At 57.5% G+C, this 26,071-nt stretch carries 29 protein-coding genes and 1 pseudogene; 17 read left to right on the top strand and 13 right to left on the bottom strand.

Going from position 1 to position 26,071, the window contains the following annotated elements; translation table 11 throughout:
* Window positions 1-37: 37 nt before the first annotated feature.
* Complete coding sequence (gene pyrE, locus QFX16_RS28475) at window positions 38-682, bottom strand: orotate phosphoribosyltransferase (protein ID WP_007934609.1); 645 nt, start codon at window positions 680-682, stop codon at window positions 38-40.
* Window positions 683-764: 82 nt separating this feature from the next.
* Here pyrE and crc point away from each other — a divergent pair, with 82 nt between their 5' ends.
* The gene (crc, locus tag QFX16_RS28480) at window positions 765-1,544 is read left to right on the top strand and encodes a catabolite repression control protein Crc (protein ID WP_008030595.1); all 780 of its coding nucleotides are present in this window, start codon (window positions 765-767) and stop codon (window positions 1,542-1,544) included.
* Between the two features lie 176 nt (window positions 1,545-1,720).
* Here the strand turns inward: crc and QFX16_RS28485 are convergent, their stop codons facing one another.
* Window positions 1,721-2,089 carry a DUF4870 domain-containing protein gene (locus QFX16_RS28485; protein WP_283182189.1) on the bottom strand — a complete coding sequence of 123 codons (369 nt, stop codon included), beginning with the start codon at window positions 2,087-2,089 and terminating at the stop codon, window positions 1,721-1,723.
* Between the two features lie 28 nt (window positions 2,090-2,117).
* On the bottom strand, window positions 2,118-2,840 hold the full coding sequence (gene rph / locus QFX16_RS28490) for a ribonuclease PH (protein WP_283182190.1): 723 nt from the start codon (window positions 2,838-2,840) through the stop codon (window positions 2,118-2,120).
* 269 nt (window positions 2,841-3,109) lie between these two features.
* On the opposite strand from rph, the gene QFX16_RS28495 reads away from it, so the two are divergent.
* From QFX16_RS28495 to QFX16_RS28520, 6 genes are all read left to right on the top strand, one after another.
* Window positions 3,110-3,973 carry a YicC/YloC family endoribonuclease gene (locus QFX16_RS28495; RefSeq protein ID WP_283182191.1) on the top strand — a complete coding sequence of 288 codons (864 nt, stop codon included), beginning with the start codon at window positions 3,110-3,112 and terminating at the stop codon, window positions 3,971-3,973.
* Window positions 3,974-3,985: 12 nt separating this feature from the next.
* A complete protein-coding gene (gene gmk / locus QFX16_RS28500) occupies window positions 3,986-4,606 on the top strand; it encodes a guanylate kinase (RefSeq protein ID WP_050681654.1) in 621 nt (206 codons plus the stop codon).
* Window positions 4,607-4,773: 167 nt separating this feature from the next.
* Window positions 4,774-5,037 (top strand): DNA-directed RNA polymerase subunit omega, encoded by a 264-nt coding sequence (rpoZ, locus tag QFX16_RS28505; RefSeq protein WP_007894670.1) that lies wholly within the window; start codon window positions 4,774-4,776, stop codon window positions 5,035-5,037.
* Between the two features lie 56 nt (window positions 5,038-5,093).
* Window positions 5,094-7,199 (top strand): bifunctional GTP diphosphokinase/guanosine-3',5'-bis pyrophosphate 3'-pyrophosphohydrolase, encoded by a 2,106-nt coding sequence (spoT, locus tag QFX16_RS28510; protein WP_033059343.1) that lies wholly within the window; start codon window positions 5,094-5,096, stop codon window positions 7,197-7,199.
* A 24-nt stretch (window positions 7,200-7,223) separates the two neighbouring features.
* Entirely contained in the window at window positions 7,224-7,604 is a 381-nt protein-coding gene (gene ridA / locus QFX16_RS28515) for a RidA family protein (RefSeq protein WP_003229509.1), read from the top strand.
* A 57-nt stretch (window positions 7,605-7,661) separates the two neighbouring features.
* The gene (locus QFX16_RS28520; RefSeq protein ID WP_283182192.1) at window positions 7,662-8,402 is read left to right on the top strand and encodes a hypothetical protein; all 741 of its coding nucleotides are present in this window, start codon (window positions 7,662-7,664) and stop codon (window positions 8,400-8,402) included.
* Between the two features lie 75 nt (window positions 8,403-8,477).
* Here the strand turns inward: QFX16_RS28520 and QFX16_RS28525 are convergent, their stop codons facing one another.
* Window positions 8,478-9,335, bottom strand: a complete 858-nt coding sequence (locus QFX16_RS28525; protein ID WP_283182193.1) for an SDR family oxidoreductase — start codon at window positions 9,333-9,335, stop codon at window positions 8,478-8,480.
* Between the two features lie 189 nt (window positions 9,336-9,524).
* Here QFX16_RS28525 and exbB point away from each other — a divergent pair, with 189 nt between their 5' ends.
* The 8 genes from exbB (at window position 9,525) to QFX16_RS28565 (ending at window position 17,616) form a co-directional block, all read left to right on the top strand.
* A complete protein-coding gene (gene exbB / locus QFX16_RS28530; RefSeq protein WP_283182194.1) occupies window positions 9,525-10,487 on the top strand; it encodes a tonB-system energizer ExbB in 963 nt (320 codons plus the stop codon).
* Window positions 10,488-10,493: 6 nt separating this feature from the next.
* Window positions 10,494-10,922, top strand: a complete 429-nt coding sequence (gene exbD, locus QFX16_RS28535) for a TonB system transport protein ExbD (RefSeq protein ID WP_008150131.1) — start codon at window positions 10,494-10,496, stop codon at window positions 10,920-10,922.
* On the top strand, window positions 10,919-11,668 hold the full coding sequence (locus tag QFX16_RS28540; protein ID WP_283182195.1) for a TonB family protein: 750 nt from the start codon (window positions 10,919-10,921) through the stop codon (window positions 11,666-11,668). The genes exbD and QFX16_RS28540 overlap by 4 nt, the downstream gene beginning before the upstream one ends.
* A 266-nt stretch (window positions 11,669-11,934) precedes the next feature.
* Entirely contained in the window at window positions 11,935-12,864 is a 930-nt protein-coding gene (locus QFX16_RS28545; protein WP_008150125.1) for a hydrogen peroxide-inducible genes activator, read from the top strand.
* Window positions 12,865-12,873: 9 nt separating this feature from the next.
* Window positions 12,874-14,949 (top strand): ATP-dependent DNA helicase RecG, encoded by a 2,076-nt coding sequence (gene recG / locus QFX16_RS28550; RefSeq protein WP_283182196.1) that lies wholly within the window; start codon window positions 12,874-12,876, stop codon window positions 14,947-14,949.
* A 78-nt stretch (window positions 14,950-15,027) separates the two neighbouring features.
* Entirely contained in the window at window positions 15,028-16,428 is a 1,401-nt protein-coding gene (locus QFX16_RS28555; RefSeq protein WP_283182197.1) for an aminoacyl-tRNA deacylase and HDOD domain-containing protein, read from the top strand.
* 169 nt (window positions 16,429-16,597) lie between these two features.
* A complete protein-coding gene (locus QFX16_RS28560; protein ID WP_283182198.1) occupies window positions 16,598-16,855 on the top strand; it encodes a hypothetical protein in 258 nt (85 codons plus the stop codon).
* Window positions 16,852-17,616: a Fic/DOC family protein gene (locus tag QFX16_RS28565; protein ID WP_283182199.1), complete on the top strand. Its 765-nt coding sequence runs from the start codon at window positions 16,852-16,854 to the stop codon at window positions 17,614-17,616. The genes QFX16_RS28560 and QFX16_RS28565 overlap by 4 nt, the downstream gene beginning before the upstream one ends.
* A 36-nt stretch (window positions 17,617-17,652) precedes the next feature.
* On the opposite strand, the gene QFX16_RS28570 is transcribed toward QFX16_RS28565, so the two are convergent.
* The 5 genes from QFX16_RS28570 to QFX16_RS28590 form a co-directional block, all read right to left on the bottom strand.
* Window positions 17,653-18,036, bottom strand: coding sequence for a helicase (locus QFX16_RS28570; RefSeq protein ID WP_084317752.1), 384 nt, complete (start codon window positions 18,034-18,036; stop codon window positions 17,653-17,655).
* A 163-nt stretch (window positions 18,037-18,199) separates the two neighbouring features.
* On the bottom strand, window positions 18,200-18,799 hold the full coding sequence (locus QFX16_RS28575; RefSeq protein WP_283182200.1) for a lysozyme inhibitor LprI family protein: 600 nt from the start codon (window positions 18,797-18,799) through the stop codon (window positions 18,200-18,202).
* The gene (locus QFX16_RS28580; RefSeq protein ID WP_283182201.1) at window positions 18,796-20,523 is read right to left on the bottom strand and encodes a tetratricopeptide repeat protein; all 1,728 of its coding nucleotides are present in this window, start codon (window positions 20,521-20,523) and stop codon (window positions 18,796-18,798) included. Before QFX16_RS28580 ends, QFX16_RS28575 begins: the two co-directional genes overlap by 4 nt.
* Window positions 20,520-20,942, bottom strand: a complete 423-nt coding sequence (locus tag QFX16_RS28585; protein WP_283182202.1) for a hypothetical protein — start codon at window positions 20,940-20,942, stop codon at window positions 20,520-20,522. The genes QFX16_RS28580 and QFX16_RS28585 overlap by 4 nt, the downstream gene beginning before the upstream one ends.
* A 24-nt stretch (window positions 20,943-20,966) precedes the next feature.
* Complete coding sequence (locus QFX16_RS28590; RefSeq protein WP_283182203.1) at window positions 20,967-21,413, bottom strand: hypothetical protein; 447 nt, start codon at window positions 21,411-21,413, stop codon at window positions 20,967-20,969.
* Window positions 21,414-21,418: 5 nt separating this feature from the next.
* On the opposite strand from QFX16_RS28590, the pseudogene QFX16_RS28595 reads away from it, so the two are divergent.
* Window positions 21,419-21,610, top strand: a pseudogene (locus QFX16_RS28595) (cell division protein); the annotation flags it as partial.
* On the opposite strand, the gene QFX16_RS28600 reads toward QFX16_RS28595, so the two are convergent.
* Complete coding sequence (locus tag QFX16_RS28600) at window positions 21,590-22,381, bottom strand: hypothetical protein (RefSeq protein ID WP_283182204.1); 792 nt, start codon at window positions 22,379-22,381, stop codon at window positions 21,590-21,592. The pseudogene QFX16_RS28595 and the gene QFX16_RS28600 sit on opposite strands and share 21 nt — an antisense overlap.
* A gap of 33 nt (window positions 22,382-22,414) precedes the next feature.
* On the bottom strand, window positions 22,415-23,692 hold the full coding sequence (locus tag QFX16_RS28605; protein ID WP_283184653.1) for a hypothetical protein: 1,278 nt from the start codon (window positions 23,690-23,692) through the stop codon (window positions 22,415-22,417).
* Window positions 23,693-24,084: 392 nt separating this feature from the next.
* Between QFX16_RS28605 and QFX16_RS28610 the strand changes: the two genes are divergently transcribed.
* Window positions 24,085-24,468: a DUF6124 family protein gene (locus QFX16_RS28610; protein WP_283182205.1), complete on the top strand. Its 384-nt coding sequence runs from the start codon at window positions 24,085-24,087 to the stop codon at window positions 24,466-24,468.
* 46 nt (window positions 24,469-24,514) lie between these two features.
* Here QFX16_RS28610 and QFX16_RS28615 read toward each other — a convergent pair whose 3' ends face one another.
* On the bottom strand, window positions 24,515-24,970 hold the full coding sequence (locus QFX16_RS28615; RefSeq protein WP_283182206.1) for an XAC2610-related protein: 456 nt from the start codon (window positions 24,968-24,970) through the stop codon (window positions 24,515-24,517).
* Window positions 24,971-25,067: 97 nt separating this feature from the next.
* A complete protein-coding gene (locus QFX16_RS28620; RefSeq protein WP_283182207.1) occupies window positions 25,068-25,709 on the bottom strand; it encodes a hypothetical protein in 642 nt (213 codons plus the stop codon).
* Window positions 25,710-26,071 lie beyond the last annotated feature (362 nt).

A 26,071-nucleotide genomic window follows, 5' to 3' on the forward strand; every position in this document is an offset into this window, starting at 1 on the left:
GGGTCTTTTTTGCCTACACAAACCTGTGGGATTATGGTCAGACGCCAAACTGCGCGCGGTAGGCTTCAACCGCCGGCAGGTGTTGCTTGAGCTGCGGATCGTCAGCCAGGAACTCGAGCACCTGATTCAGCGAAACAATGCTGATCACCGGAATACCGAAGTCACGCTCCACTTCCTGGATGGCCGACAACTCGCCGTTGCCACGCTCCTGACGGTTCAGGGCGATGAGCACGCCCGCAGCTTTGGCGCCGTCCTGGGAAGCAATAATCTGCATCACTTCGCGGATAGCAGTGCCAGCGGTGATCACGTCGTCGATGATCAGCACGTCGCCGGTCAACGGTGCGCCGACCAGACTGCCGCCTTCGCCGTGAGCCTTGGCTTCCTTGCGGTTGAAGCACCATGGCAAATCACGGTCATGATGTTCTGCCAGGGCCACTGCGGTGGTCGCCGCCAAAGGGATGCCTTTGTAGGCCGGGCCGAACAGTACGTCGAACGAAATGCCGCTCTCGACGATGGCTGCCGCGTAGAAACGACCCAGCTGCGCAAGGGCCGAACCCGAGTTGAACAGGCCGGCATTGAAGAAGTAAGGACTGGTGCGTCCGGACTTCAGGGTGAACTCGCCGAAGCGCAAAACGCCGCGATCGATGGCAAAACGAATGAAATCGCGCTGATACGCTTGCATGAAAAAAACCCCAAATACCACGGATTTAGCTAATTAGGTTGACGCCGTGTATCATACACGCACGCGATTTTTGGGGCCATTTATGCGGATCATCAGTGTGAACGTCAATGGTATTCAGGCTGCAGTGGAGCGAGGGTTGCTCAGTTGGCTGCAAGCACAGAATGCCGACGTCATCTGCCTGCAGGACACCCGCGCCTCCGCCTTTGAACTGGACGATCCAGCCTTCCAACTGGATGGCTACTTCCTTTATGCCTGCGAAGCCGAAGTTCCCGCCCAAGGTGGCGTGGCTTTGTATTCGCGGCTGCAACCGAAGGCAGTCATCAGCGGTCTCGGCTTCGAGACGGCCGACCGCTACGGGCGCTACCTGCAAGCCGATTTCGACAAGGTCAGCATCGCGACCTTACTGCTCCCTTCGGGGCAGAACGGCGATGAAGACTTGAACCAGAAGTTCAAGCTAATGGACGATTTCGCCCGTTATCTGGATAAACAGCGACGCAAACGTCGCGAGTACATTTACTGTGGCTCGCTGTACGTGGCGCAACAGAAGCTGGATATCAAGAACTGGCGTGACAGCCAGCAATCCCCGGGCTTCCTGGCACCTGAACGTGCCTGGATGGACGAGATTGTCGGCAACATGGGCTATGTCGATGCCCTGCGCGAAGTCAGCCGTGAAGGTGACCAGTACAGCTGGTGGCCGGATAACGAGCAGGCTGAGATGCTCAACCTGGGCTGGCGCTTCGATTACCAGATCCTGACCCCGGGCCTGCGCCGGTTTGTACGCAGCGCACGCCTGCCACGTCAGCCACGGTTCTCGCAGCATGCGCCGCTGATCGTGGACTACGACTGGACGCTGACCATTTAAGTAAGCGTCGTTTCGCAGGCACAAAAAAACCGACAGCGATGTCGGTTTTTTTGTGGGCAACGTTTCGACCCCAGTAGGAGCGAGGCTTGCCCGCGAAGAGGCCGTCTCATCCAACATAAATATTGGCCATACGGTCGCTTTCGCGGGCAAGCCTCGCTCCTACAGGGCCTTGGCGATCATTTGATCAACCGCCACGTAAATGGATAACGATACGGCACCCCTTCATTGGCCTTAACCCCGCCAATGATCGTCAGCACCAACGCACCAATCGCCACCAGACCGAACAGGAAGAACCCGACGATCACCACCATCAGCAGCAAGCAGATGGCGGAGGCAATGGCGACGGTGATCTGAAAGTTCAGCGCCTCCTTGCCTTGAGCATCAACAAACGGGTCCATCTCGCGCTTCATCTGCCAGAGAATCAGAGGGCCGATCAGCGTACCGAACGGAATCCAGATCCCCAGCAAGGCGGACAGGTGACAAAACATCGCCCACTGCCGAACCTCTTTGCTCGGGGTGGGAAGCAGCTGTTGCTCGTCACTCATGGCGTCCTCCTTGCGTGGAGCAGTCCGATCAGTCGGCCAGTGCAGCCTTTTGCAGCTCAAAGATTTCGGTCATGCCTTTCTTCGCCAACTCAAGCATAGCGTTCAATTCTTCCGGCTGGAACGGAGCGCCTTCGGCAGTGCCCTGGACTTCGATGAAGCCGCCAGTGCTGGTCATCACCACGTTCAGGTCGGTCTCGGCGGCCGAGTCTTCCAGGTAGTCAAGGTCGAGCACCGGCTCACCCTGATACATGCCCACCGATACGGCAGCGATCATTTGCTTCAGCGGGTCGCCGCCTTTCAGGCCGCCGCGCTTCTTGATCACTTTCAAGGCATCGACCAGTGCAACCATGGCGCCGGTGATGGACGCGGTACGTGTGCCGCCGTCAGCCTGGATCACGTCGCAGTCGACGTACAGGGTGACGTCGCCTAGCTTGGTCATGTCCAGCGAAGCGCGCAGGGAACGACCGATCAGACGCTGGATTTCCAGGGTGCGACCGCCTTGTTTGCCGCGGCTCGCTTCACGCTGGTTACGCTCGCCAGTGGCGCGCGGCAGCATGCCGTATTCAGCGGTCAACCAGCCTTGGCCCTGACCTTTGAGGAAACGCGGCACGCCGTTCTCGACGCTGACGGTGCAGATGACTTTGGTATCACCGAACTCGACCAGTACAGATCCCTCGGCGTGTTTGGTGTAGTTGCGGGTAATGCGGATCGAGCGGAGCTGATCGGCAGCGCGACCACTTGGACGTTTCATAGGGAATACCTGTACGGGGGACGGAAAACTGCGGAGCATTATAGAGCCGCAGGGCCACGAGTGGGCACTTCTAAAAAATCCCCCGACGACTGAAGGCCCTGAACAGCGCTTTGCCGACGACCTGCAGCCCTTTGTCACACCGTGTGTTTGGGCGCATTCGCCCCACTGCGCTACAATCCTGCGCCTTTGCTGCCTCTGGGCTTAAATTCATATAGATCAGGCCTGCGAAACCTTTGGTAACGCATGAACCTGCATTGCGAGGTACCTCCATGGTGCACAGCATGACCGCCTTCGCCCGCGTCGAAAAAGCCGGCGCCCAAGGCACCCTGAGCTGGGAACTGCGCTCGGTCAACAGCCGCTACCTGGAGCCGCACTTGCGTCTGCCGGAGTCCTTTCGCGACCTCGAAGGCGCCGTCCGCGAATCCCTGCGCCAGGGAATCTCCCGGGGCAAGCTCGAATGCACCCTGCGCTTCACCGAAGAAAATACCGACAAACCACTGCAAGTGGACCGCGAGCGCGCCGCGCAATTGGTCGCCGCCGCCGAGACCATCGCCAGCCTGATCAAAAATCCAGCCGCGCTGAACCCGCTGGAAGTCCTGGCCTGGCCCGGCGTGCTGGTGGGCGACGCGACCGACCCGCAAGCCCTGAATGCCGAAGCCCTGGCGCTGTTCAACGAAGGCCTGAAAGAACTTAAGGCCGGCCGCGAGCGCGAAGGTGCGGAGCTGGCGCGGTTGATCAATGATCGCCTGACCTCCATTGAAGAGGACGTGGTGACCCTGCGTGAACTGGTCCCGCAGATGCTTGCCACCCAGCGCCAGAAAGTCCTCGACCGCTTTGCCGACATGAAGGCCGAGATGGACCCGCAGCGGCTGGAGCAGGAAATGGTCATGCTCGCGCAAAAGAGCGACGTCGCCGAAGAACTGGATCGCCTGAGCACTCACATCATCGAAGTTCGCCGGGTGCTCAAATCCGGTGGCGCTGCCGGTCGGCGCCTGGACTTCCTGATGCAAGAGCTCAACCGCGAAGCCAACACACTGGGCTCCAAAGCCTTCGACCCGCGCAGCACCCAGGCGGCGGTCAACCTCAAGGTGTTGATCGAGCAGATGCGCGAACAAGTGCAGAATATTGAGTAAGGCAACCCTGACATGACCCACAGCACCGGCACCCTGTACATCATTTCCGCACCTTCGGGCGCGGGCAAGAGCAGCCTGGTCAAGGCCCTGACCGACGCTGATCAGGAGATCCGCGTCTCCGTCTCCCACACCACCCGCGCCATGCGCCCCGGTGAAGTGAACGGCGTGAACTATCACTTCGTCGAACGCAGCGAGTTCGTGAAGATGATCGAGCATGGGGATTTCCTCGAGCGCGCCGAAGTGTTCGGCAATCTCTACGGCACTTCGCAAAGCCACCTGCAGCAGACCCTGGACGAAGGCCACGACCTGATTCTGGAAATCGACTGGCAGGGCGCCGAGCAAGTGCGCAAGTTGATGCCCCAGGCCCGTTCGATCTTCATTCTGCCGCCGTCCCTGCAAGCCTTGCACCAGCGCCTGACCAATCGCGGCCAGGACAGCGACGAGATCATCGAAGGCCGGATGCGCGAAGCCGTCAGCGAGATGAGTCACTACGTCGACTACGATTACCTGATCATCAACGACGATTTCGCCCACGCACTGCGCGATTTGCAGGCGATTTTCCGTGCCAATCAGCTGCATCAGAAGCGCCAGCAGCAGCGTCACGGAAAACTTTTGGCCGAATTGCTCGGTTAAACAGCTCTTCCCAAAACCGTTGCAAGGGCTTTACATTGGCACTTGCAGCGCGTTGAAGGGCTTGGTCAAAAAATCAGCGCTTCCCTAATCGCTGGTGATTTTTTAAACTGTTGAGTCCGCTCGCCCAACCGGGCAGCGCGCATATTGCATTCGCTCCGAGGAATACCATGGCCCGCGTAACCGTTGAAGATTGCCTAAACCACGTGGAAAACCGCTTTGAGCTGGTCATGCTGTCTACCAAGCGTGCCCGTCAACTGGCCACCGGCGGCAAAGAGCCACTGGTTCAGTGGGAAAACGACAAGCCTACCGTTGTAGCCTTGCGTGAAATCGCTGAAGGCCTGATGAGCTACGAGTTCATCGCCAACGCTGAAATCGTCGAAGACGAACCGCTGTTCGCAGCGTTCGAGGACGAGTCCAACGAGGCAGTCTAAGCCATGCCTGGTCGACGTAGCACGGCGCGGGGTCACAGCGAACGGCAGGTTTCATCATGCCGAGCATAGACGCCCTCGCCGATCGCTTATCGACCTACCTCGGCAAGGACCAGGTCAACCTGGTCCGCCGAGCGTACTTCTACGCCGAACAAGCCCACGATGGCCAGCGCCGCCGTAGCGGCGAGGCGTACGTCACGCACCCACTCGCGGTTGCGAATATTCTTGCCGACATGCACATGGACCATCAGAGCCTGATGGCTGCGATGCTGCATGACGTGATCGAAGACACCGGTATTGCCAAGGAAGCGCTGCAAGCGCAATTCGGCGAAACCGTGGCCGAACTGGTCGACGGGGTCAGCAAACTGACCCAGATGAACTTCGAGACCAAGGCCGAAGCCCAGGCCGAAAACTTCCAGAAAATGGCCATGGCCATGGCCCGCGATATTCGCGTGATCCTGGTCAAACTGGCCGACCGCCTGCACAACATGCGGACCCTGGAAGTCCTGTCCGGCGAAAAACGCCGACGAATCGCCAAGGAAACCCTGGAAATCTATGCGCCCATCGCCAACCGACTGGGCATGCACGCCATCCGCATAGAATTCGAAGACCTCGGCTTCAAGGCGATGCACCCGATGCGTTCCGCACGGATCAACCAGGCGGTCAAACGCGCCCGGGGCAACCGCAAGGAAATCGTCAACAAGATCGAAGAATCACTCAGCCACTGCCTGGCCATCGACGGTATTCAGGGCGAGGTCAGCGGTCGTCAGAAACACCTCTACGGCATCTACAAGAAAATGCGCGGCAAGCGTCGGGCCTTCAACGAGATCATGGACGTCTACGCGTTCCGGATCATCGTCGACAAGGTCGATACCTGCTACCGCGTGCTGGGTGCTGTGCATAATTTGTACAAACCGTTGCCGGGGCGCTTCAAGGATTACATCGCGATCCCCAAGGCCAACGGCTACCAGTCGCTGCACACCACGCTGTTCGGCATGCATGGTGTACCGATCGAGATTCAGATCCGCACCCGCGAAATGGAAGAGATGGCCAACAACGGCATCGCCGCCCATTGGCTGTACAAATCCAGCGGCGACGAGCAGCCAAAAGGCACTCATGCCCGCGCCCGCCAGTGGGTCAAAGGCGTGCTGGAGATGCAGCAACGGGCCGGCAACTCGCTGGAATTCATCGAGAGCGTGAAGATCGACCTGTTCCCGGACGAGGTCTACGTGTTCACGCCCAAAGGCCGGATCATGGAGCTGCCCAAAGGCTCCACGGCGGTCGACTTCGCTTACGCGGTGCACACCGACGTGGGCAACAGCTGCATTGCCTGTCGGATCAATCGTCGTCTCGCACCGCTGTCCGAACCGCTGCAAAGCGGCTCCACGGTCGAGATCGTCAGCGCCCCCGGCGCGCGGCCGAACCCGGCGTGGCTCAACTTCGTGGTCACCGGCAAGGCGCGGACCCACATCCGCCATGCGCTGAAACTGCAACGCCGCTCCGAATCCATCAGCCTCGGCGAACGCCTGCTGAACAAGGTCCTCAACGGTTTCGACAGCTCGCTGGAGAAAGTTGCGGCCGAGCGCGTCAAGGCGATGCTCACCGAGTACCGCCTGGAACTGATCGAAGACCTGCTTGAAGACATCGGGCTGGGCAATCGCATGGCATACGTGGTCGCCCGCCGACTGCTTGGTGAAGGCGAACAGCTGCCGAGCGCGGAAGGCCCGCTGGCGATTCGCGGCACCGAAGGCTTGGTACTCAGTTACGCCAAGTGCTGCACGCCGATCCCGGGCGACCCGATTGTCGGCCACCTGTCTGCGGGCAAAGGCATGGTCGTGCACCTGGACAACTGCCGTAACATCAGCGAAATCCGCCACAACCCGGAAAAATGCATCCAGCTCTCGTGGGCCAAGGATGTCACCGGCGAATTCAATGTCGAACTGCGCGTCGAGCTGGAACACCAGCGCGGCTTGATCGCTCTGCTGGCCAGCAGCGTCAACGCGGCCGACGGCAATATCGAAAAAATCAGCATGGACGAACGCGATGGTCGCATCAGCGTGGTCCAACTGGTGGTCAGCGTGCACGACCGCGTGCACCTGGCCCGCGTGATCAAGAAACTGCGCGCCCTGACCGGGGTGATTCGCATCACTCGCATGCGTGCGTAAGCCACTCATTACAAGGAGTCATTCATGACCAAGACTGTTATCACCAGCGACAAGGCCCCGGCCGCCATCGGCACTTACTCCCAGGCGATCAAGGCCGGCAACACCGTTTACATGTCGGGTCAAATTCCTCTGGACCCAAAAACCATGGAACTGGTAGAAGGCTTCGAAGCCCAGACCGTCCAGGTGTTCGAGAACCTCAAAGCCGTGGCTGAAGCCGCTGGCGGTTCGTTCAAGGACATTGTCAAACTGAACATCTTCCTCACCGACCTGAGCCACTTCGCCAAGGTCAACGAGATCATGGGCAAGTACTTTGACCAGCCTTACCCTGCCCGCGCCGCCATCGGCGTAGCGGCCCTGCCAAAGGGTTCGCAGGTTGAGATGGATGCCATTCTGGTCATCGAGTAATACATCCGGCGCAGCTTTTTGAGGCTGCGCCGACTCCGTTTCTGAAAGGATTCCACCATGCGCCAAGCGCTAGCTCTCTCGCTGGTCGCCCTACTCTTGGGCGGTTGTGCCAGCAACCCTGCCGACCGTGACATCAGCGGCACCTGGATCAATCAGGTGGCAATCAATGCTGCAGCCAAAGGCGGCCCCCTGCGCGAAGCGCTCCAGGCCTATGGCCCGAACCTGGAATGGGACGTCAACACCAAGGCCGGCCAGGCCCGCTACACCAACGGTTTTGAAAATGTCGACGGCAAGCTGCTGGGCGAAGAGTCTGGCGCGTGGAAAGTCGACTTTTATGGCAGCTCCGCCAGCGAACTGAAGCGTGACGGCAAGCAACTGAGCCAAGTCGCCAGCGACAATGAGCCGGAGCAAGTCTTCGACCGCGCGCAGGTTACGGTGCCGGACGGCGCACCGATGGGCGCCAGTTTCGAGCGCGCACTGTATTCGGCCTACATGGGCGGCAGCTGGAAAGTCGTCAGCGGTCCCGGTGAAGGCAATACCGTGCAATTCCAGGCTGACGGCCAGGTTGCAGGTCTGCCGGGGGCGGATCGCTATGCCCTGTGCCTGGCCGGTGATTGCGCGTCGATGAGCGGCGGCAATGACAACATGTGGCTACAGGCGAATGGTCAGGGCAACACCTGGATATTTGCGCGCAAGGGCAAGGAACTGGAAATCCTCCAGGCAGTGAACACCGCACAGGCGGATGAAATGCCGCAGTTCACCCCGGGTGATCGCAAGTGGTTGCTGGAAAAGCAGTAACCCGGCCATAAGGCCAACGCATAACCAACTGTGGGAGCGAGCTTGCTCCCATTATTTGGTTTGGGGTGACGGAAGTTAGCAGCGACCTTCAAGAATCGCGGCATAGCCTTCGCGATAGCTTGGGTACTTCGGTGTCCAGCCCAAAGCTTTCGCCCGAGCATTGCTGCATTGCTTACTGCCAGTGCGGCGCACGCTCGCGTCTTCGGCCCATTCGGTCACGCCCAGATACTCACGCAACCAGCCCACCACTTCGGCCAGCGGCGCAGGCGCATCGTCCACACCAATATAGACGTCATCCAGCACCACACCGCGACGATCCGCTTCAAGCAGACACGCCATCAACCCTGCCGCGTCGTCGGCGTGAATGCGATTGCCGTACAACGGTGGATCGATGGCCACGCGATAACCCCGACGCACCTGCGTCAGCAACCATTCGCGGCCCGGGCCGTAAATGCCGGTCAAACGTACGATGCTGGCCGGGATGCCGCTATCGAGCGCCACTTGCTCCGCCTCTAGCATCAATCGACCCGAATAGCCTGTTGCAATGGTCGGCGAAGTCTCATCGACCCACTCGCCATTCTGCTGGCCGTACACACTGCTGCTAGAAACAAACAGCAGGCGATTGGGCACCTGACCGTAGTCGTTCAGCCAGTCCAGCACATGCTGCAAGCCCTGCACATAAGCGGCGCGATAACCGGCTTCATCGTGATCGGTGGCGGCCGCGCAATACACCAGGTAATCCACCGCACCGACTGGCCAGGTCGCTGGACAGTCTTCATTGAACAAGTCACCGGCAACGCCAATTACCCCCTTGGGCAGGCGTGAGACGTCACGCCTCAGGCCATGAACCTCCCACCCGGAAGCCAGCAATTGCGTAGCCAGACGACTGCCAACATCACCGCAGCCGGCGATCAAAACAGAAGGCGCGGACATCAGAAAACTCCCTTTGGAAAGGCACAGACTAGCGCCGGCAATGGACAAGCGGCTAGCAATGCGGGAAAAAAAGATACTCTATTACTTTTGTTAACAAGAATTACTTGCAATAATGCCTGCCACTTTTGTTCTCGGCCTCACGAGGCCTGGAAGAACATTTACCGTCTTTTTCTCTCAGGTCCGGCCAGCATGACACCCAATCAATTCCCCGCTTCGCCAACCAAACGACCTCGCGCCTGGAGCGCGGTGGCCGCCCTGCTGCTCAGCCTGATGCTGGCGCCGACCGCCGCTTTCGCTGACGCACAAGCGCCAGCCGCTCCGGCAGCCACTGCTGCTCCAGCTCCAGCCGATCATGTTACCCCGGCTGCGACCGACCCGGCCCAAGCCGTAGACACCACCGCCGAAGACGTTCCGGAAGTCCTCGAAGCCGACAACACCCTGGGCATGGCCCACGACCTGTCGCCGTGGGGCATGTACCAGAACGCCGACATCATCGTGAAAATCGTGATGATCGGTCTGGCCATCGCCTCGATCATCACCTGGACCATCTGGATCGCCAAAGGCTTCGAGCTGATGGGCGCCAAGCGTCGTCTGCGCACCGAAATCGTCCACCTGAAAAAAGCCACCACCCTTAAAGAAGCCAGCGCTTCGGCAACCAAGGCCGGCACACTCGCCAACCTGCTGGTGCACGACGCACTGGAAGAAATGAAGCTGTCGGCCAACAGCCGCGAGAAAGAAGGTATCAAGGAACGCGTCGCCTTCCGTCTTGAGCGCCTGGTTGCAGCCTGCGGTCGCAACATGAGCAGCGGCACCGGCGTACTCGCCACCATCGGTTCCACCGCGCCGTTCGTCGGCCTGTTCGGTACCGTGTGGGGCATCATGAACAGCTTCATCGGCATCGCCAAAACCCAGACCACCAACCTCGCCGTCGTGGCTCCCGGCATCGCCGAAGCCCTGCTGGCAACCGCGTTGGGTCTGGTTGCAGCGATTCCGGCCGTTGTGATCTACAACGTATTTGCCCGCTCCATTGCCGGCTACAAGGCGCAAGTTTCCGATGCCTCGGCTGAAGTCCTGCTGCTGGTCAGCCGCGACCTCGATCACCTGCCGACCACCGAGCGCTCCGCGCAACCGCACATGGTCAAAGTAGGGTAATCAGCCATGGGCTTGCATTTGAAAGAAGGCGCAGACGACGATCTGGCCGAGAACCACGAAATCAACGTCACACCGTTCATCGACGTGATGCTGGTGCTGTTGATCATCTTCATGGTGGCAGCCCCGCTCGCCACCGTGGACATCAAGGTCGACCTGCCGGCCTCCAGCGCCAAACCGGCGCCACGGCCAGAGAAACCAGTGTTCCTCAGCGTCAAGGCTGACCAACGCCTGTTCCTCGGCGAAGACGAGGTGAAGGCCGAAGCACTCGGCGCCACCCTCGACGCCAGGACCAAAGGCAAAAAAGACACGACGATCTTCTTCCAGGCCGATAAAGGCGTGGATTACGGCGACCTGATGAGCGTGATGGACAACCTGCGCTCTGCCGGTTACCTGAAGGTGGGTCTGGTCGGACTCGAGACGGCAGTCAAGAAATGATCACGACGCGCCAAAAGCTGACGCGTTACAGCGGGAGCCTGGCCGTGGTGCTGGGCGTCCATGCGCTGGCCATTGCGCTGGCGCTGAACTGGACGTCGCACCCACCGATCGAGCTGCCGCCACAGGCGATGATGGTCGAATTGGCGCCGGTTCCGGCCCCGCCACCGCCGGCACCGCCGAAGGTCATAACGCCGCCACAGCCACCCGCCCCGGTGGAAGAACTGCCGATACCGAAGCTGGCTGAAGTGCCGAAGGCCGAGATCGCGGTGCCGAAACCGGTCAAACCCAAGCCAAAGCCTCAACCGCCCAAGCCTGTGGAGAAAAAGCCGGAACCGCCGAAAGAGAAGCCGTCCGAGGAAAAACCGAGCGACGCGCAACCGACTCAGGCACCGACGGAGAAATCCGCTCAGCCGGCACCGGGCCCATCACCGGCGCAGCAAGCGGCCAAGGCCAGCTGGCAAGGCACCCTGCTCGCTCACCTGGCCAAGTATAAAAAGTACCCGGCCAGTGCGCAGGCGCGGAGCAAGGAAGGGATGAACCGTCTGCGCTTCGTGGTGGATGCCGAAGGTAACGTGTTGTCGTTTGAACTGGTGACCGCTTCCGGTAATGCCGATCTGGACCGGGCCACCCTGGAAATGATCCGCCGTGCCCAACCACTGCCCAAGCCACCGGCTGACATGCTGACCAACGGCGCCATCGAAATCGTTGCACCGTTTGTTTACTCGCTGGAAAAACGCCGGCGTTAAACCACCGACAAACCCATGTGGGAGCGAGCCTGCTCGCGAAGAGGCCATTACATTCAACATCTTCGTTGACTGTTACACCGCCTTCGCGAGCAGGCTCGCTCCCACAGGGTCATGCAGCAGCCATAAAGGCACCCGAAAGGTGCCTTTTGCATATCCGCCAGCGGCAAACCCGCTTTACCCTGTGTCACTCAACACACTCAGTCTGATAACGTGCGTCTATCGATTGCAGCCGGTATGCTTGGCCCGCAACTTCATGGACGCTTGCTATGACTCTTACAGAATTACGCTACATCGTTACCCTCGCCCAAGAGCAGCACTTCGGCCACGCGGCCGAGCGTTGCCACGTCAGCCAGCCGACCCTGTCGGTGGGCGTGAAAAAGCTTGAAGACGAACTCGGTGTGCTGATTTTCGAGCGCAGCAAGAGTGCCGTGCGCCTGACTCCGGTCGGTGAAGGCATTGTCGCCCAGGCGCAGAAAGTTCTGGAGCAGGCCCAAGGCATCCGTGAACTGGCCCAGGCCGGCAAAAACCAGCTGACTGCCCCGCTGAAAGTCGGCGCCATCTACACCGTCGGCCCGTACCTGTTTCCGCACCTGATTCCACAACTGCACCGGGTCGCCCCGCAGATGCCGTTGTACATCGAAGAAAACTTTACCCACGTGCTGCGCGACAAACTGCGCAACGGCGAGCTAGACGCGATCATCATCGCCCTGCCGTTCAACGAAGCCGACGTGCTGACCTTGCAGCTCTACGACGAGCCGTTCTACGTCCTGATGCCGGCCCAGCACCCGTGGACCCAAAAAGAATCCATCGACGCCGCGCTGCTCAACGACAAGAGCCTGCTGCTGCTCGGCGAAGGCCACTGTTTCCGCGATCAAGTGCTGGAAGCCTGCCCGACCCTGGCCAAAGGCAACGACGGCGCCAAGCACACCACGGTCGAATCCAGTTCCCTGGAAACCATCCGCCACATGGTTGCGTCCGGCCTCGGCATCTCAATCCTGCCGCTGTCGGCGGTCGACAGCCATCACTACGCTCCCGGCGTGATCGAAGTGCGCCCACTGACGCCTCCGGTGCCGTTCCGCACCGTGGCCATCGCCTGGCGCGCGAGCTTCCCGCGGCCGAAAGCGATTGAAATCCTCGCTGACTCCATTCGCCTGTGCTCGGTGGCCAAGCCACAAGCACCGGTGGTTGCGGCCTAAGTCGCTGCCATGACCGAGTTGTCGCAAGTGTCGGTGACGGCACTGAAGGGTGTCGGCGAAGCCATGGCCGAGAAGTTGGCCAAGGTCGGCCTGGAGAATCTCCAGGACATGCTTTTTCACCTGCCGCTGCGTTATCAGGACCGCACCCGCGTGGTCCCGATCGGCCAATTGCGACCGGGGCAAGACGCCGTGATCGAAGGCACCGTCAGCGGCGCCGATGTGGTCATGGGCCGCCGCCGCAGCCTGGTCGTGCGCCTGCAGGACGGCACCGGCGGGCTCAGCCTGCGCTTCTACCATTTCAGCAACGCCCAGAAAGAAGGCCTCAAACGCGGCACGCGGATTCGCTGCTACGGCGAAGCGCGTCCCGGTGCGTCGGGACTGGAAATCTACCACCCGGAATACCGCGCCATCACCGGCGACGAGCCGCCACCGGTGGATGAAACCCTGACCCCGGTTTACCCGCTCACTGAAGGCCTGACCCAACAGCGCTTGCGCCAATTGTGCATGCAAACCCTGACGATGCTCGGTCCCACCAGCCTGCCCGACTGGCTGCCGACCGAACTGGCGCGGGACTATCAACTAGCGCCGCTAGCAGATGCGATCCGCTACCTGCACCACCCGCCCGCCGATGCCGACGTCGACGAACTCGCCCTCGGTCATCACTGGGCGCAGCACCGTCTGGCCTTTGAGGAACTGCTGACGCATCAACTGTCCCAGCAGCGTCTGCGCGAGAGCATGCGCTCCCTGCGCGCGCCGGCGATGCCGAAAGCCACCCGGCTGCCGGCCCAGTATCTGGCCAACCTTGGCTTCACTCCGACCGGCGCCCAGCAACGGGTCGGCAACGAAATCGCCTACGACCTCAGTCAGCACGAGCCCATGTTGCGGTTGATTCAAGGCGACGTCGGCGCGGGTAAAACCGTGGTCGCTGCCCTCGCCGCGCTGCAGGCGCTGGAGGCCGGATATCAAGTGGCGCTGATGGCGCCCACCGAAATCCTCGCCGAGCAGCACTTCATCACCTTCAAACGCTGGCTCGAACCGCTGGGCATTGAAGTCGCGTGGCTGGCCGGCAAGCTGAAAGGCAAGAACCGCGCGGCAGCACTGGAGCAGATTGCCAACGGCACACCGATGGTGGTCGGCACCCACGCGCTGTTCCAGGACGAAGTGCAGTTCAAAAACCTCGCGCTGGCGATCATCGACGAACAGCACCGCTTCGGCGTGCAGCAACGGCTGGCGTTGCGGCAGAAAGGTGTTGGCGGGCGGATGTGTCCGCATCAGCTGATCATGACCGCCACACCGATTCCCCGGACGCTGGCCATGAGCGCCTACGCCGACCTCGACACCTCGATCCTCGACGAACTGCCGCCCGGCCGAACCCCGGTGAACACCGTGCTGATCACCGATACCCGGCGCGCCGAAGTCATCGAACGGGTGCGCGGCGCCTGTGCCGAAGGGCGTCAGGCCTATTGGGTGTGCACGCTGATTGAAGAGTCGGAAGAGCTGACTTGCCAGGCTGCCGAAACCACCTACGAAGACCTCACCGCCGCCCTCGGTGAGTTGAAGGTCGGGCTGATCCACGGCCGCATGAAGCCCGTCGAAAAAGCCGCGGTCATGGCCGAATTCAAGGCCGGCAACCTGCAACTGCTGGTCGCCACCACGGTGATCGAAGTCGGCGTCGACGTGCCCAACGCCAGCCTGATGATCATCGAAAACCCCGAACGCCTCGGGCTCGCGCAATTGCACCAGTTGCGCGGCCGTGTGGGTCGGGGCAGCGCCGCCAGTCATTGCGTGCTGCTTTACCATCCGCCGCTGTCACAGATCGGTCGTCAGCGTTTGGGCATCATGCGCGAAACCAACGACGGGTTTGTCATCGCCGAAAAAGACCTCGAACTGCGCGGCCCCGGCGAAATGCTCGGCACGCGTCAAACCGGCCTGCTGCAATTCAAGGTCGCCGACCTGATGCGCGACGCCGATCTGCTGCCCGCCGTGCGCGACGCCGCCCAGGCGCTGCTGGAGCGCTGGCCGGATCACGTCAGCCCGCTGCTCGACCGCTGGCTACGTCATGGGCAGCAATACGGCCAAGTGTGAGCACCGTCGCAGTTTCTGAACCACCGTTCTGAGCAAGCTGGTTATACTCCTGCCATTGTTTTAAAACGGATACAGACCATGACCGAAGTTGCCCTCGCACCCGCCACCCCGCACGCTCCGTCGGTTATTCGGCTGATGCTGGGCAAATTGGGTATCGCCTACGAAGAAGTCCTCGACCATCACGGCCTGAACGCCGCACGCAAAGTGCAGGCTGTTCTGCTTGATGACGCCGTGGGCACGCTCATGGTGCTGTTCCCGCAGAGCCAATTGCTGGACCTCAATCGCCTCGCCGAACTGACCGGCCGCCGCCTCACCGCCGTGTCCACCGAACGCCTGGTAAAAATGCTCGGCAAACACAACCTGAGCCTGCTGCCCGGCATGCCGGCGCTCACCAGTTCACCGTGCCTGTATGAAGAAAGCCTGCTGCGCGAGCCGAAGTTGCTGATCAACTCGGGCGAGCCGGGCGTGTTGCTGGAGATCACCAGCGAAGACTTCAAGACCATGCTGACCAAGGCCAGCGCCGCCAACTTCGGCGAAGCGCTGATCAGCATTCGCCCGAACCTCGACCGCCCTCACGATGACCGTGAGGAAATCACCCAGGCCGTTCAAGCGTTCACCGCGCGGCGCATCCAGCAGCGCCTGGAAGAGACCATCGAGATTCCGCCGCTGGCCGAGACCGCGCAGAAAATCATCAAACTGCGCGTCGACCCCAACGCCACCATCGACGACATCACCGGCGTCGTCGAAACCGACCCGGCCCTGGCCGCACAAGTCGTGAGCTGGGCGGCGTCGCCGTACTACGCCTCGCCGGGCAAGATTCGCTCAGTGGAAGACGCCATCGTGCGGGTGCTGGGTTTCGACCTGGTGATCAACCTTGCGCTAGGCCTGGCCCTGGGCAAAACCCTGAGCCTGCCAAAAGACCACCCGCAACACACCACGCCGTATTGGCAGCAATCGATCTACACCGCCGCCGTCATCGAAGGTCTGACCCGCGCCATGCCCCGCGCCCAGCGCCCGGAAGCCGGCCTGACCTACCTCGCCGGCCTGCTGCACAACTTCGGCTACTTGCTGCTGGCCCACGTCTTCCCGCCACACTTCTCGCTGATCTGCCGCCACCTGGAGGTCAACCCGCACCTGTGCCACAGCTACGTCGAGCAACACCTGCTCGGCATCAGCCGTGAACAGATCGGCTCGTGGCTGATGCGCTACTGGGACATGCCCGAAGAACTGGCCACTGCCCTGCGCTTCCAGCACGACCCAAGCTATGACGGCGACTACGCCGAGTACCCAAACCTCGTCTGCCTGGCGGTGCGCTTGCTGCGTAGCCGTGGCATCGGCTCCGGCCCGGATGAAGACATCCCGGACGCCTTGCTGGAACGCGTCGGCCTGACTCGCGACAAAGCTAACGACGTCGTCAGCAAAGTCCTCGAAGCAGAAGTCCTGCTGCGCGAACTGGCTTCGCAGTTCACCCAGGTATAAAAGCATCGTCGGAACGCCGCCCGGAGCCGGCTCACTCCCACAGAGATCATCTAAATCCCTGAGCGGGCTTGCAAATATCGCCCTATTTCCACAGATTTTGGCCTTTGAGCCAACGACGACAGGAAGCAAGCGCCCTGCTATGATTTGACGGCAAATAGAGGGCTTTCCGATGACCCAAAGAGCTGCTGTCAGTGTTGCAAGCCAAGTCCGTAAGCTTGCGAAAGAAAACAAGGTCACTGCTGAACGTGACGGCATGAGTCGTATGGCCGTGAGCATTACCCGCTTGGCTGGCGATATCGTCGAGTTGGATGGCATCGAACAGTTGCTCGTCAATCTCAAGAGAAAAGGCGTTCTGAGCAAGTCTGAAATCCTGGCGCTCCAAGGGCGCTATCTTAAGGAAAGGCGTGCACAGAAACGTAGCGCATGACTTTTGATCCATTCGGCGACTTCGAAACGGCTGGATATCTTCAAAACTCGCTGCAACTGAAAGATCCCACTGAAGTAAAAGAGTCAGAGCATCTTTCGTTCGAATTGAGCATCGAAGATGCGCTTGCCTATTTGGCCAAAAAAAAGCCAATCGATTACAAAACTGTACTCAAAGTTCACGAAATCCTGTTCTCCGGCTTCTATCACTGGGCAGGAAAAGACCGGAACGAGCTTGTCCCTCACCTGGCTGTCTTCAAAGGCTCCCTCGACGATCCCCGCAGCACCGTCTTCGAGCGCCCGGACTCCATCAGAATGTCTGTCAACTATGCGCTTAAGCTAGCAGCTGACAAGAAACGCTTCAGAGACCATCCCGGCGGAGTGATGGGTCAGCTGGCTTTCGCACACCCCTTCCTGGACGGCAATGGGCGCACGATTCTATTAGTCTTCATGGAACTCTGTTATCGAGCCGAGTTCGCCATCGACTGGTCAATGACAAGCAAAGATGACTACCTGCGGGCACTCAGCGACGAGATCCGAGAGCCTCGCGAGAGGCATCTCGATAACTACCTCAACCCGTTCGTAGTCGATATATCCAGTCGTGACGAGTGGCCAGAGACCATCGGTGGCATCAGAGGCCTGGATGGCCTGGACAAGGAAGGCATCACATACGAGAATCTGGACAACCCGCAAATCCAGCAGATCTACAAGACCTACCGGGCCCAGCCACTGGACGCCCGCGAGCCTCCTGAGTCGGATGGCTGAAGAGGCTAGCTTGTCCCGGCGAGCTACCTGAAAGACCTATGCCTTCGGCTTGGCCTTCTTCGGCTTCAAATACTTGGTCAACCCCTGGAACCAGATCACCAGCGCCGGGTTGCCCTTGATCTGAATCGACTTGTCCTGAATCCCCGTCATAAACGCCAGCTGCTTGTTCTTCGCCTGCATCGTGGCAAAGCCATACGCCGCATCTTTAAAGGCAATCGCAAACGCCGGCTCGGCATACACGCCGGACTTGCTGGTGATGCGCTGATCCTTCACAAAGAAATGCCGCGCCACTTTCCCGTCCAGGGTCTGTAATTGGAATACAAGCTCCTTGTCACCCAACTGTTGCTGAAACGCAGGATTAGTCCGACTGGCCTTACCCATCAACAAACCCAGCATCCACAGAAGAAAACGAAATTTCATGCGCACAGCCTCAAAAGGAAAATGAACGGCCGGCGCAGTGTAGCGGCTTCAGACGATAACGACACTATTGGCTTGTGTTTGCAGAAGATGATGCAGTTTTTGGCGTCAATGACTGCCAAGTCACGCTTTTCAACTGACGAAACAACGCCTATTTAGCCCACGATCAACGATTGATGGGCAACTGAAAACGCATGCGCTGCCCACAGAACTCCAGATCTTCTCGAAACAGACCGAAGGCCATTTCACAGTGGCCATCCACGTAATGCTGCCAAATCGGGTCAACCAACGCCTCGCCTCCCAACCGTTCCGCCGCTGCCTCCAGCGTCATGGCGTCGTCTTTGCCCACCATCGCCTGCATCGCGTTGTAGAAACCATCGTTGGTCATCCCCGTCTGCAAATACATCAATTCGCTCAGCCGGCCATTGGTGGTGTGCAGCAGGCAGGACCACTTTTTGAGTGCCGCGTCCTCACCGTCCCCGGCTTTTTGATAGAGCGTTTCGCAGTATCCCTCCTTGAACCTCACCCAACTGCGCTGAACATCCACCAACAATTGCTTGTCGTCCGGGGACAAGCTGGCCAGCGCTTTTTTGTATTGAGCATTCAATGCCACGTCGAGTGAATCGAAAGTCTGCTGGCTGCACATCAGCAAATCAGGCGTTTCCAAACTGTCGAGATTGCAGTTGGGCTGGCCGAAAACCGGGGCCATGGCCGCAGCCAGGACCACGCCCGCGAAAATCAAAAACAGCTTCTTGCGTTCGTTCACTCCGCCACTCCATTGCTACGCTCAGCCACTCGCGCGGGAATCTTCGATACCTTGCCCGCGTCGGTCATCAACGAGGCGTACCGCTTGTAAGCCTGCGCCGCCAGCGCTTTATTGTTCAGGCCCCAGTAACTGTCTGCGAGGTTCAGATAGGCCACGGTTCGGGTGGGGTTTCTGGCAATTACCGCGTTCAACAGCTCAGTGGACTCTGCGTAATAGCCGGTTTCACCGAATAGAAACCCCAGGTCGTTGGACCAGCCCGGCGATTGAGCGAAGTCATACTTTTGCGCGATGTAGCTGTCCGGATAACAGTGACCGCTGCCTCCATCCATCAGGAAATTCGCCATCACCGTCGAAACGGCCTCGGTCTGCCCTTTTCGATACAGCGCCAACGCCTTGTCGAGCTGTTCCACGACGTCAGTCATCATTAATTTTTTGTAATCGCTGGCAGCTTTAATGCGCAAGTCAGACAACTGCTCAAACACTTTGCGTCCATCGAAAAACGCCAAAGACATTTCACCGATCAGGCTTTTGGGTACTTCTTCGACACTGACAACCGAGTGATCACAGGACTCGTTATTGACGACCTGTAATACATTTTTCAGCTCGAACTGCCTGGAGCTTTTGTTGTAGCGAAACACCAGGTTGAAGTTATAAACGGCGTTATCTTCTTCGCTGCTGACCAGCACAAGGGCGTTTCCGGCTTCGGCAGAAGACTGCTTGACCGACACGGACTCGCCTTGCATATCGATGACCTTCAGCACGCCAGCCGGGTTGTTGATTATGTTGACGCTGAAGATATCGCTCATGGCCGACGAGTATTGGCTCTTGATCAACGGCAATGCCTTGGAGGTATCCAGCAGGATGTCGTCACCGGTGCCGTGTTCAGGTGTGATCTGCAGGCGGCGGAAGTCTGCCCCAGCATCACCGGACAGCACAGACACGTTTTGACGGGATGCATCACCCAATAAACTGGCCTGTTGCTGTTTGATCACCGTTGGCTGATGGGCGCTGGAACTCGGCTGCGCGACCTCTCCCGTACTCAGCGAAACTGTTTCTTTCAAGGGAAGCGCGCAGCCGGAATCACACGCCATCTTCAGAAACTCGGGCTCGTCAGTCCCCTCGAACACATAAGTTGCCGCGCCATTGCGTTGCCCGTCGCTGTACACCGGGACACTGACCGCCAACGAACCGGCGGCCGAAGATGCAGGGGGTTGATCCGCAACCGTTACCACGCTGGCTTCAACGTCCTTGCAAAGGGTGTTGATGGCGGAATCCAGAAGCCCCTGCCCCGCGCCAGCAACCAACTTCGCATTGGCCGGACGGCAGTCATAGCCATGCCAGTACGGGCCAATCTGTGTAGAGATATCCAAGGAAAAAATATAGATATGGTTCAGGACGATCTCTTTACCGTCATAGCTGAAAACCACCCAACGGCGCGATTTAGCCGAAGAGTAATTCTCACTGTCCAGGATGTACTGCCTTCCGGATCGATACAGCGCGTTGGTAAACATCGCGCCGGTATATTCCGCGTCGTCGAACAGTCGCTTTCCTGAGCTGGCATCTAAAATATAGCCGTCTGCATTCAAGGCAACGGAACAACTGCCGGGCGTCTTGCCGTAAGGCTCACAGATCGTTGCGTGTGGAAAAACAAACTCAGCGGCGCCAGCGCCAAAACTCAATAGCGTCATCAGGAACATTGAAATCTTTAAGGTATACAGCTTCACCACTGACACCCCTTCTCGGGAGAAGACTCAATCTGCGGGTGATGCTCAAACCCATAGTGTTTCTTGCTTTTGGCATTGGTGTACGACATGCCGTAAATCAGTGCACCTTGCCGGACCATGACATATTCACCCGTGATCGCGCCGCCCACGACTTCGACCCACGTGGTAGTGAATTGAAAAGGTCGGCCCTCGGACATTTCTTCTTGCTCGGTACTTTTGTAGACCAACGGGATCGATTCTTTGGACGTTGCATACTTGACCGCCGCCCCGCTCCACTTGGCTGCCTGATCGTGGTAGGTCCTGAACTCAAACTTTATGTCCTTGCCTTCCTGGGATTTAAAACAGGAAATTTTCGTTTCCACTTCGCTGTGAGCGAACGCGGGGAAGGCCAGCAACATCAGCATCACTAACTTTTTCAAAGACAACTCCCTTTGCCAAATCGCTTATGAATCGGTGATTTTCAACAGCCGGATTTCGTTGTTCACAAACTCGTAATAGTGAGTTCGGTCGCGGTTCTTCAGCCGTTTACCCTTCATGTCTTCTTCGGTATTGGCGGTGATGCCGGAGACGATGATCAAGTTGCTGTCGGGCTGGTAAGACAGCGTCAGCAAGTTGCCGTCGTAGGCATTGGGCAGACCCGTCGCGACCTCGCCCGTCTGCGCGTCCAGCACCTCGACACACATCGTGCTGCCACTACAGCCCACCCTGTGCAGAGCGTAGTGTCCGGCGAAATTGACCTTGCCGGCGAGGGCTTGTGCTCGCGCTTCATCCATCCATTGGCAGCCTTTCTCCAAAGAGACTTCGGTGGCTGTATAAAAAAACCCGTATTCCTCGCCACTCGACTTATTCGTGTAGCTCATCGAAACGATCATCCCACCCTGGCTCACCATTTCGTATGCTCGGTCTCGTGCGCATCGGCAATCGGCTGAAAAGTCCCATGGCCTGGGGCTGGTTGATCGCCGGCATCGTGCTGTGGGCGCCGCAGGACATGTGGTTTTCCCTGACGGCGCAGCTGTGGGTGAACCTGTGGATCGACGGCTTCGCACTGCTGACTGGCCGGTCCCCACTAATAGGCAATGTTGAGTGACTTTGCCGACACCCAACCTACCGTTTTGACCTTGCCGACAAACGTCACCTGAAAGTACAAACCCTCATCGTTTCGAACGTAGTCATCCAGCGTTACGCTGTCGCCGCGTACCAGATAGGCTTTCCTCTGAGTAAAAACCGCTTCATCGGTCTTGGTCAGCAAGTAAACCTTGGCATCGGCGATCGTCGCGTCAACCGGCTGACCCGTTGCTTCGCTGATGATGTCGGGCAGTGCGCAAGCGTCTTCACCCTCACACATTTGCTGCTTGCCGAGACGCTCTGCAAACCACTCGCGCTTCTCGCAAGGGAAGTAATCCTTGCTATCAAAACATAAGGTATCGGTGTAATTCGTGGGTCCGTCCTTGTAGTAGCTGATGATTTGATTATTGGTAAATTCCGGGTTGGTGATGGTCTTGACGGCGGAAGGCTTGAAACGGTTCTGCTGCGGATCAAAGACGAACAGCGAAAAGCTTTCATTCACCTCGTTCTCGGCATATTTGATAGCCATGACGCACAGCCCTGAATCAGCGTCCGAACCGAAATAAGCGGCAAGCGCCTCGGTTTGCTCATCGGCATTCAGGCTGTAGCTTTCACCGTTCTGCGCCATGACGCTGATGACGTCATTTTTCAGCTGCAACGTGCTTTGATCGCCGATGCACGGCCCCACTACTTTCTGCTCGCCCTGCGGTTCTACGGTCACGCGTTGAAAATCGGCAGCACTCGCCATCGTGATAAAGCAGCCTGCCAGCAACACCAGAATTAAGTTTTTCATCTGTTTTACGGCACCCGTTCTATGAAGTATCGATCAGCAGCCACCGGCATCGCCGCATTGCACCCAACCCCGAATGGATTTGCCCTTCGGAGTTTTGAACAAGATCTTGACCCAATCCGACTCAACCCCTTCCTGCAACACCGAATCGCCCTGGATCAAATACATCTTCGTCACGTCGGCGAAAATCGGTGAACTGTAGATAGAGGTCTTCTTGTTGATCGTGAGCGTTACCTTGTCTCCCGCGGCCCAGTGTTTATAAGCGGCGGAATTAAGCTTGGCGACGATATCATCGGCGGTTTTGTAGGGGAACGTGTAGACCAACTCCTCCGACTCGACATCGCGCGCAATATCGCCGCCATTGCCGAAATAGTTCGACAGTCGCTCATCCCGCACATAACCCTTCGCCGTAGGGGAATATGCATGAACGGTGTAGTACTCGCCCAGATAATTAACGCCCGTATAGGCTCTGATTCCGACGGCATGAATGATGAACAGCATCGGCGCGGTATCGGGTTTGGCCTGGGCTAGGAAAGCCGCTTGCACGCGCCCGGTGGCGGCCAAAAAGGGCAGCCCGCCGATATTCGTCTTTTTACCGTCGGCGCAATTTACAAAATCGACGTCGATGGCCTTTTCGTCGGGGTCTTGGGATTCGTCTACGGGTAATTTGGTGTAGTTGAAAACGATAGTGCCTGAGTCGGTGTTCAACGCTGGCGAGGCTTCACTTTTTGGGGGTTTACAGGTGATTCGGGCGAGGAGTTTTTTCAGGTTTGATTTCTCATCTTCATAAAAAGAATTGCACTGAGAAACCACCACTAAGCCCTTTGTTGTTTCTGCTTGAAGCGTGTTGCAGATTAATCCAGCCCCTTCAGTTCCCCCAGGTCCTGGGAAAATCACGTCTTTCATGTCCAATAGCGTCCAGCCTCGCTGCTGCATTACAGCTTTTGCTGTCGGCGCGGCGTCCGAATAATCCATGATTGAGTCAGCGTTGGGCAGTTCTATCAGCTTGTTGTAACGCTGGGCACTATCCGTCCCGATGACCGCCAAAATAGCCTGCAGGTTTTTCCCGGTCAGAATGAAGGTGGGGAGATTGTCGAGGTTGGTGTCGTAGTCAGGTTGGTTGCGCGGCATAAGCTTGAGTATGTCCACGCCCCCTTCCTGAGCGCAGCTTGCGACCTTCAGTTCTGTTTGAGGCACGTCGAACGGGCAAGGTTGATCCTCAGCGAACGTATCCGCGCCACCCAGGAGCACGCTCAGCACAACACCGACCATCAGCGCCGTCGGGTAGCCGCTTCTCTTCAAAAAACAATCCATGTCAATCACTCAGAAACCTTCGTTTAACCTGCTCAGGTGTCGTGTTTAAAAATACCTGTTCATCCGCTGACACTGACTTCGACATCCTCGGACATTTCCTTCAATACGCGGGGGTGTTCGTGAACTAGGCGTGATTTGAGTTCACCTATAACCTCTGTTCGTCACCGCAAAAATGGTGACTCGGACGTGCAAGTCCGAATCCAGGTGCGCAATTGCTTATGGCTATTCGTCGAGCGTTTTTCTATGCTCGCGGGTCGTTATGGCGGCTGTGCGTCGGAGGCCTTCGGGTCTGCCGGTTCCTGGATCGGTCTTGCACACCAACGCACAGCTGCCACCTCTTTCGAAGTGCAAAGCGAAACGGTGTCAGTCTCTTAATTCCAGGAGATACATCTATGATCAAGCCAACACCTAATCCGCCAGAAGACTCAGCCACATCCCCCTACGAATCCTTCGATTCCAAAAAGCTTCACGAAGCCGCCGAACGCGCCCTCGACCATCACTTCGCGCCACCTCCCGACGAAAAACAAAAACGTCGCAAAGGCTACCTCTTCATCGTAGCTCCCGACCTCCACACCGAAACCCTCCTGGCCAACGCCTCAGAAGACCTGCTGGCCATCAGCGCCATCGCCGCCGACTTGGCCGACGGTGTGGAAGGTTCACGACGTTCAGTTGCCTTGGCACTCAGCAGGATGGCGGACGGCGTACATCTGTTAGTGGAACGAGCGTTGGATCACATTGATTCGCCGAATCCGGCGGAGCATCGGGCTAAGGTGTAGAAAAACCGCGAATCGAAAAAGGGGACTTGGCGTCCCCTTTCCTGCATTAACGTTGAGGAAATGTGGTCATGCACGATTTAGCCTCATTCATTTCCCAGTAAGTGCTGACAAGAGCTTTCTGCCTGCTCTCTATACGGAGATTGACAAAGCCATCACCACAATCAGGAAGTATTTCCTTGAAAAAAACAGCTTCCGGCTGATACACAAAAATCCGGTGAATGGTATAGGTGCCCATCCCATCATCGATCTGCCAAACAGCAAAATCCTTCATACCATCGAAATTAAAATCGTCTATCTGAACATGTAGATCTTTAATCGCCTCAAAATCGATTGTCCTGGATTCGGCATGGGTATCACCTTTAACGCCGATCGTTAAAGTTAAACCGTCCAACACAAGAGTTGCTTCGACTTTTTTAACTGGATTGAAAGTCGTTACTTCGGCATAAGCTGAAGCACTCCATAACAACACAAGCAATGGCATCACAAGATTTTTAAACCGCACTTAATTACCTCACCGAGTTGCATTGAAGACTTTATTTGCAGAAGCGCACAAATAAATCTGTTCACTTTTCGTTCAGAGAAGCTGGCGAAACAAGTACCTAATCATTCGCCACATCCAGCTTTATAGCCTGAAAAGCTTCTTTAATATCAGAAAGCTTAGGATCACCAATATCAGTTGATCGAGGAACACAAACGGAAAACGTCACAGTTGATTTGCCTACACCCGCCAAACCGTAAAAGCAGTCAAATCTCAATCCAGAACTGGCAATCGAAAATTTTTCCCTGGCTGCACTAATGTCCTCTTCCGAACTCCATAGCATAAAAGGCGACATTACTACTCGAAGCGATGCAGTTCCGGACGCAGTCAATTGTTCAAGGCTAACTTTCCCTTCTTCGTTGCTCTGTCGTATCACATCATCTACGGCGTAGCTGTAAATGTAATTTCCCTTCCCGTCAAATCGTGCCGTATCTTTAAGTCGCGTTTCAAATGGTACAGGCTCGATAATAAAAACGTTTTCTTCTGTCAAAATATCCGGATTCAATTTTATCTTCGACGCAAACTCACCATAACAAATATTATTCTCAGCCCTGATCTCCAGACTAAACCCTGGCACTTCCGGGATTGAAACACCGCATGCGCTTAATGCTTTCGCACTAGCGGTACCGGAAACCAGGATAGCTAACGCAAGGCAAATACCTACAGCACCTACCTTCATTACAACTAAATTATTTGAACTCATATTGCTTTGTTTCCGGATTGATCCATCTGCACGGCTGTCGATCCAGTATAGTTTCTAGCGTACTCAACCAGATCTCTTGGATTGATCAGATGATCGGCTTTACTTTCATCAACTTCGTATAGAAAAGCGATGGCCGCAGCCTCAAAAGCCCAGCATCTAAAAATGGGCAAAAGAAAAAACGGGCAGAAAAATGGGACAGATTTATTTATGGCCATACCTAGTCTCACAAATAAATCTGTCCCATTTTTTTTGTTTTTATCGAATCTTCGGCGCTACGGATGTAGCTCTCAAAATTGCTTCAGAGACAAAGTGGACAGGCTTATTTTATCCCCAACTACAAAAACAAATTTACCCCTCTATCT

This window comes from Pseudomonas svalbardensis (assembly GCF_030053115.1).
Taxonomy (GTDB): Bacteria; Pseudomonadota; Gammaproteobacteria; order Pseudomonadales; family Pseudomonadaceae; genus Aquipseudomonas; species Aquipseudomonas svalbardensis.

Bases quoted from the DNA above. Each gene is read 5' to 3' on its own strand.
- pyrE (WP_007934609.1), bottom strand. From the start codon at position 682: ATGCAAGCGTATCAGCGCGATTTCATTCGTTTTGCCATCGATCGCGGC.
- crc (WP_008030595.1), top strand. From the start codon at position 765: ATGCGGATCATCAGTGTGAACGTCAATGGTATTCAGGCTGCAGTGGAG.
- QFX16_RS28485 (WP_283182189.1), bottom strand. From the start codon at position 2,089: ATGAGTGACGAGCAACAGCTGCTTCCCACCCCGAGCAAAGAGGTTCGG.
- rph (WP_283182190.1), bottom strand. From the start codon at position 2,840: ATGAAACGTCCAAGTGGTCGCGCTGCCGATCAGCTCCGCTCGATCCGC.
- QFX16_RS28495 (WP_283182191.1), top strand. From the start codon at position 3,110: ATGGTGCACAGCATGACCGCCTTCGCCCGCGTCGAAAAAGCCGGCGCC.
- gmk (WP_050681654.1), top strand. From the start codon at position 3,986: ATGACCCACAGCACCGGCACCCTGTACATCATTTCCGCACCTTCGGGC.
- rpoZ (WP_007894670.1), top strand. From the start codon at position 4,774: ATGGCCCGCGTAACCGTTGAAGATTGCCTAAACCACGTGGAAAACCGC.
- spoT (WP_033059343.1), top strand. From the start codon at position 5,094: ATGCCGAGCATAGACGCCCTCGCCGATCGCTTATCGACCTACCTCGGC.
- ridA (WP_003229509.1), top strand. From the start codon at position 7,224: ATGACCAAGACTGTTATCACCAGCGACAAGGCCCCGGCCGCCATCGGC.
- QFX16_RS28520 (WP_283182192.1), top strand. From the start codon at position 7,662: ATGCGCCAAGCGCTAGCTCTCTCGCTGGTCGCCCTACTCTTGGGCGGT.
- QFX16_RS28525 (WP_283182193.1), bottom strand. From the start codon at position 9,335: ATGTCCGCGCCTTCTGTTTTGATCGCCGGCTGCGGTGATGTTGGCAGT.
- exbB (WP_283182194.1), top strand. From the start codon at position 9,525: ATGACACCCAATCAATTCCCCGCTTCGCCAACCAAACGACCTCGCGCC.
- exbD (WP_008150131.1), top strand. From the start codon at position 10,494: ATGGGCTTGCATTTGAAAGAAGGCGCAGACGACGATCTGGCCGAGAAC.
- QFX16_RS28540 (WP_283182195.1), top strand. From the start codon at position 10,919: ATGATCACGACGCGCCAAAAGCTGACGCGTTACAGCGGGAGCCTGGCC.
- QFX16_RS28545 (WP_008150125.1), top strand. From the start codon at position 11,935: ATGACTCTTACAGAATTACGCTACATCGTTACCCTCGCCCAAGAGCAG.
- recG (WP_283182196.1), top strand. From the start codon at position 12,874: ATGACCGAGTTGTCGCAAGTGTCGGTGACGGCACTGAAGGGTGTCGGC.
- QFX16_RS28555 (WP_283182197.1), top strand. From the start codon at position 15,028: ATGACCGAAGTTGCCCTCGCACCCGCCACCCCGCACGCTCCGTCGGTT.
- QFX16_RS28560 (WP_283182198.1), top strand. From the start codon at position 16,598: ATGACCCAAAGAGCTGCTGTCAGTGTTGCAAGCCAAGTCCGTAAGCTT.
- QFX16_RS28565 (WP_283182199.1), top strand. From the start codon at position 16,852: ATGACTTTTGATCCATTCGGCGACTTCGAAACGGCTGGATATCTTCAA.
- QFX16_RS28570 (WP_084317752.1), bottom strand. From the start codon at position 18,036: ATGAAATTTCGTTTTCTTCTGTGGATGCTGGGTTTGTTGATGGGTAAG.
- QFX16_RS28590 (WP_283182203.1), bottom strand. From the start codon at position 21,413: ATGGTGAGCCAGGGTGGGATGATCGTTTCGATGAGCTACACGAATAAG.
- QFX16_RS28600 (WP_283182204.1), bottom strand. From the start codon at position 22,381: ATGAAAAACTTAATTCTGGTGTTGCTGGCAGGCTGCTTTATCACGATG.
- QFX16_RS28605 (WP_283184653.1), bottom strand. From the start codon at position 23,692: ATGGATTGTTTTTTGAAGAGAAGCGGCTACCCGACGGCGCTGATGGTC.
- QFX16_RS28610 (WP_283182205.1), top strand. From the start codon at position 24,085: ATGATCAAGCCAACACCTAATCCGCCAGAAGACTCAGCCACATCCCCC.
- QFX16_RS28620 (WP_283182207.1), bottom strand. From the start codon at position 25,709: ATGAGTTCAAATAATTTAGTTGTAATGAAGGTAGGTGCTGTAGGTATT.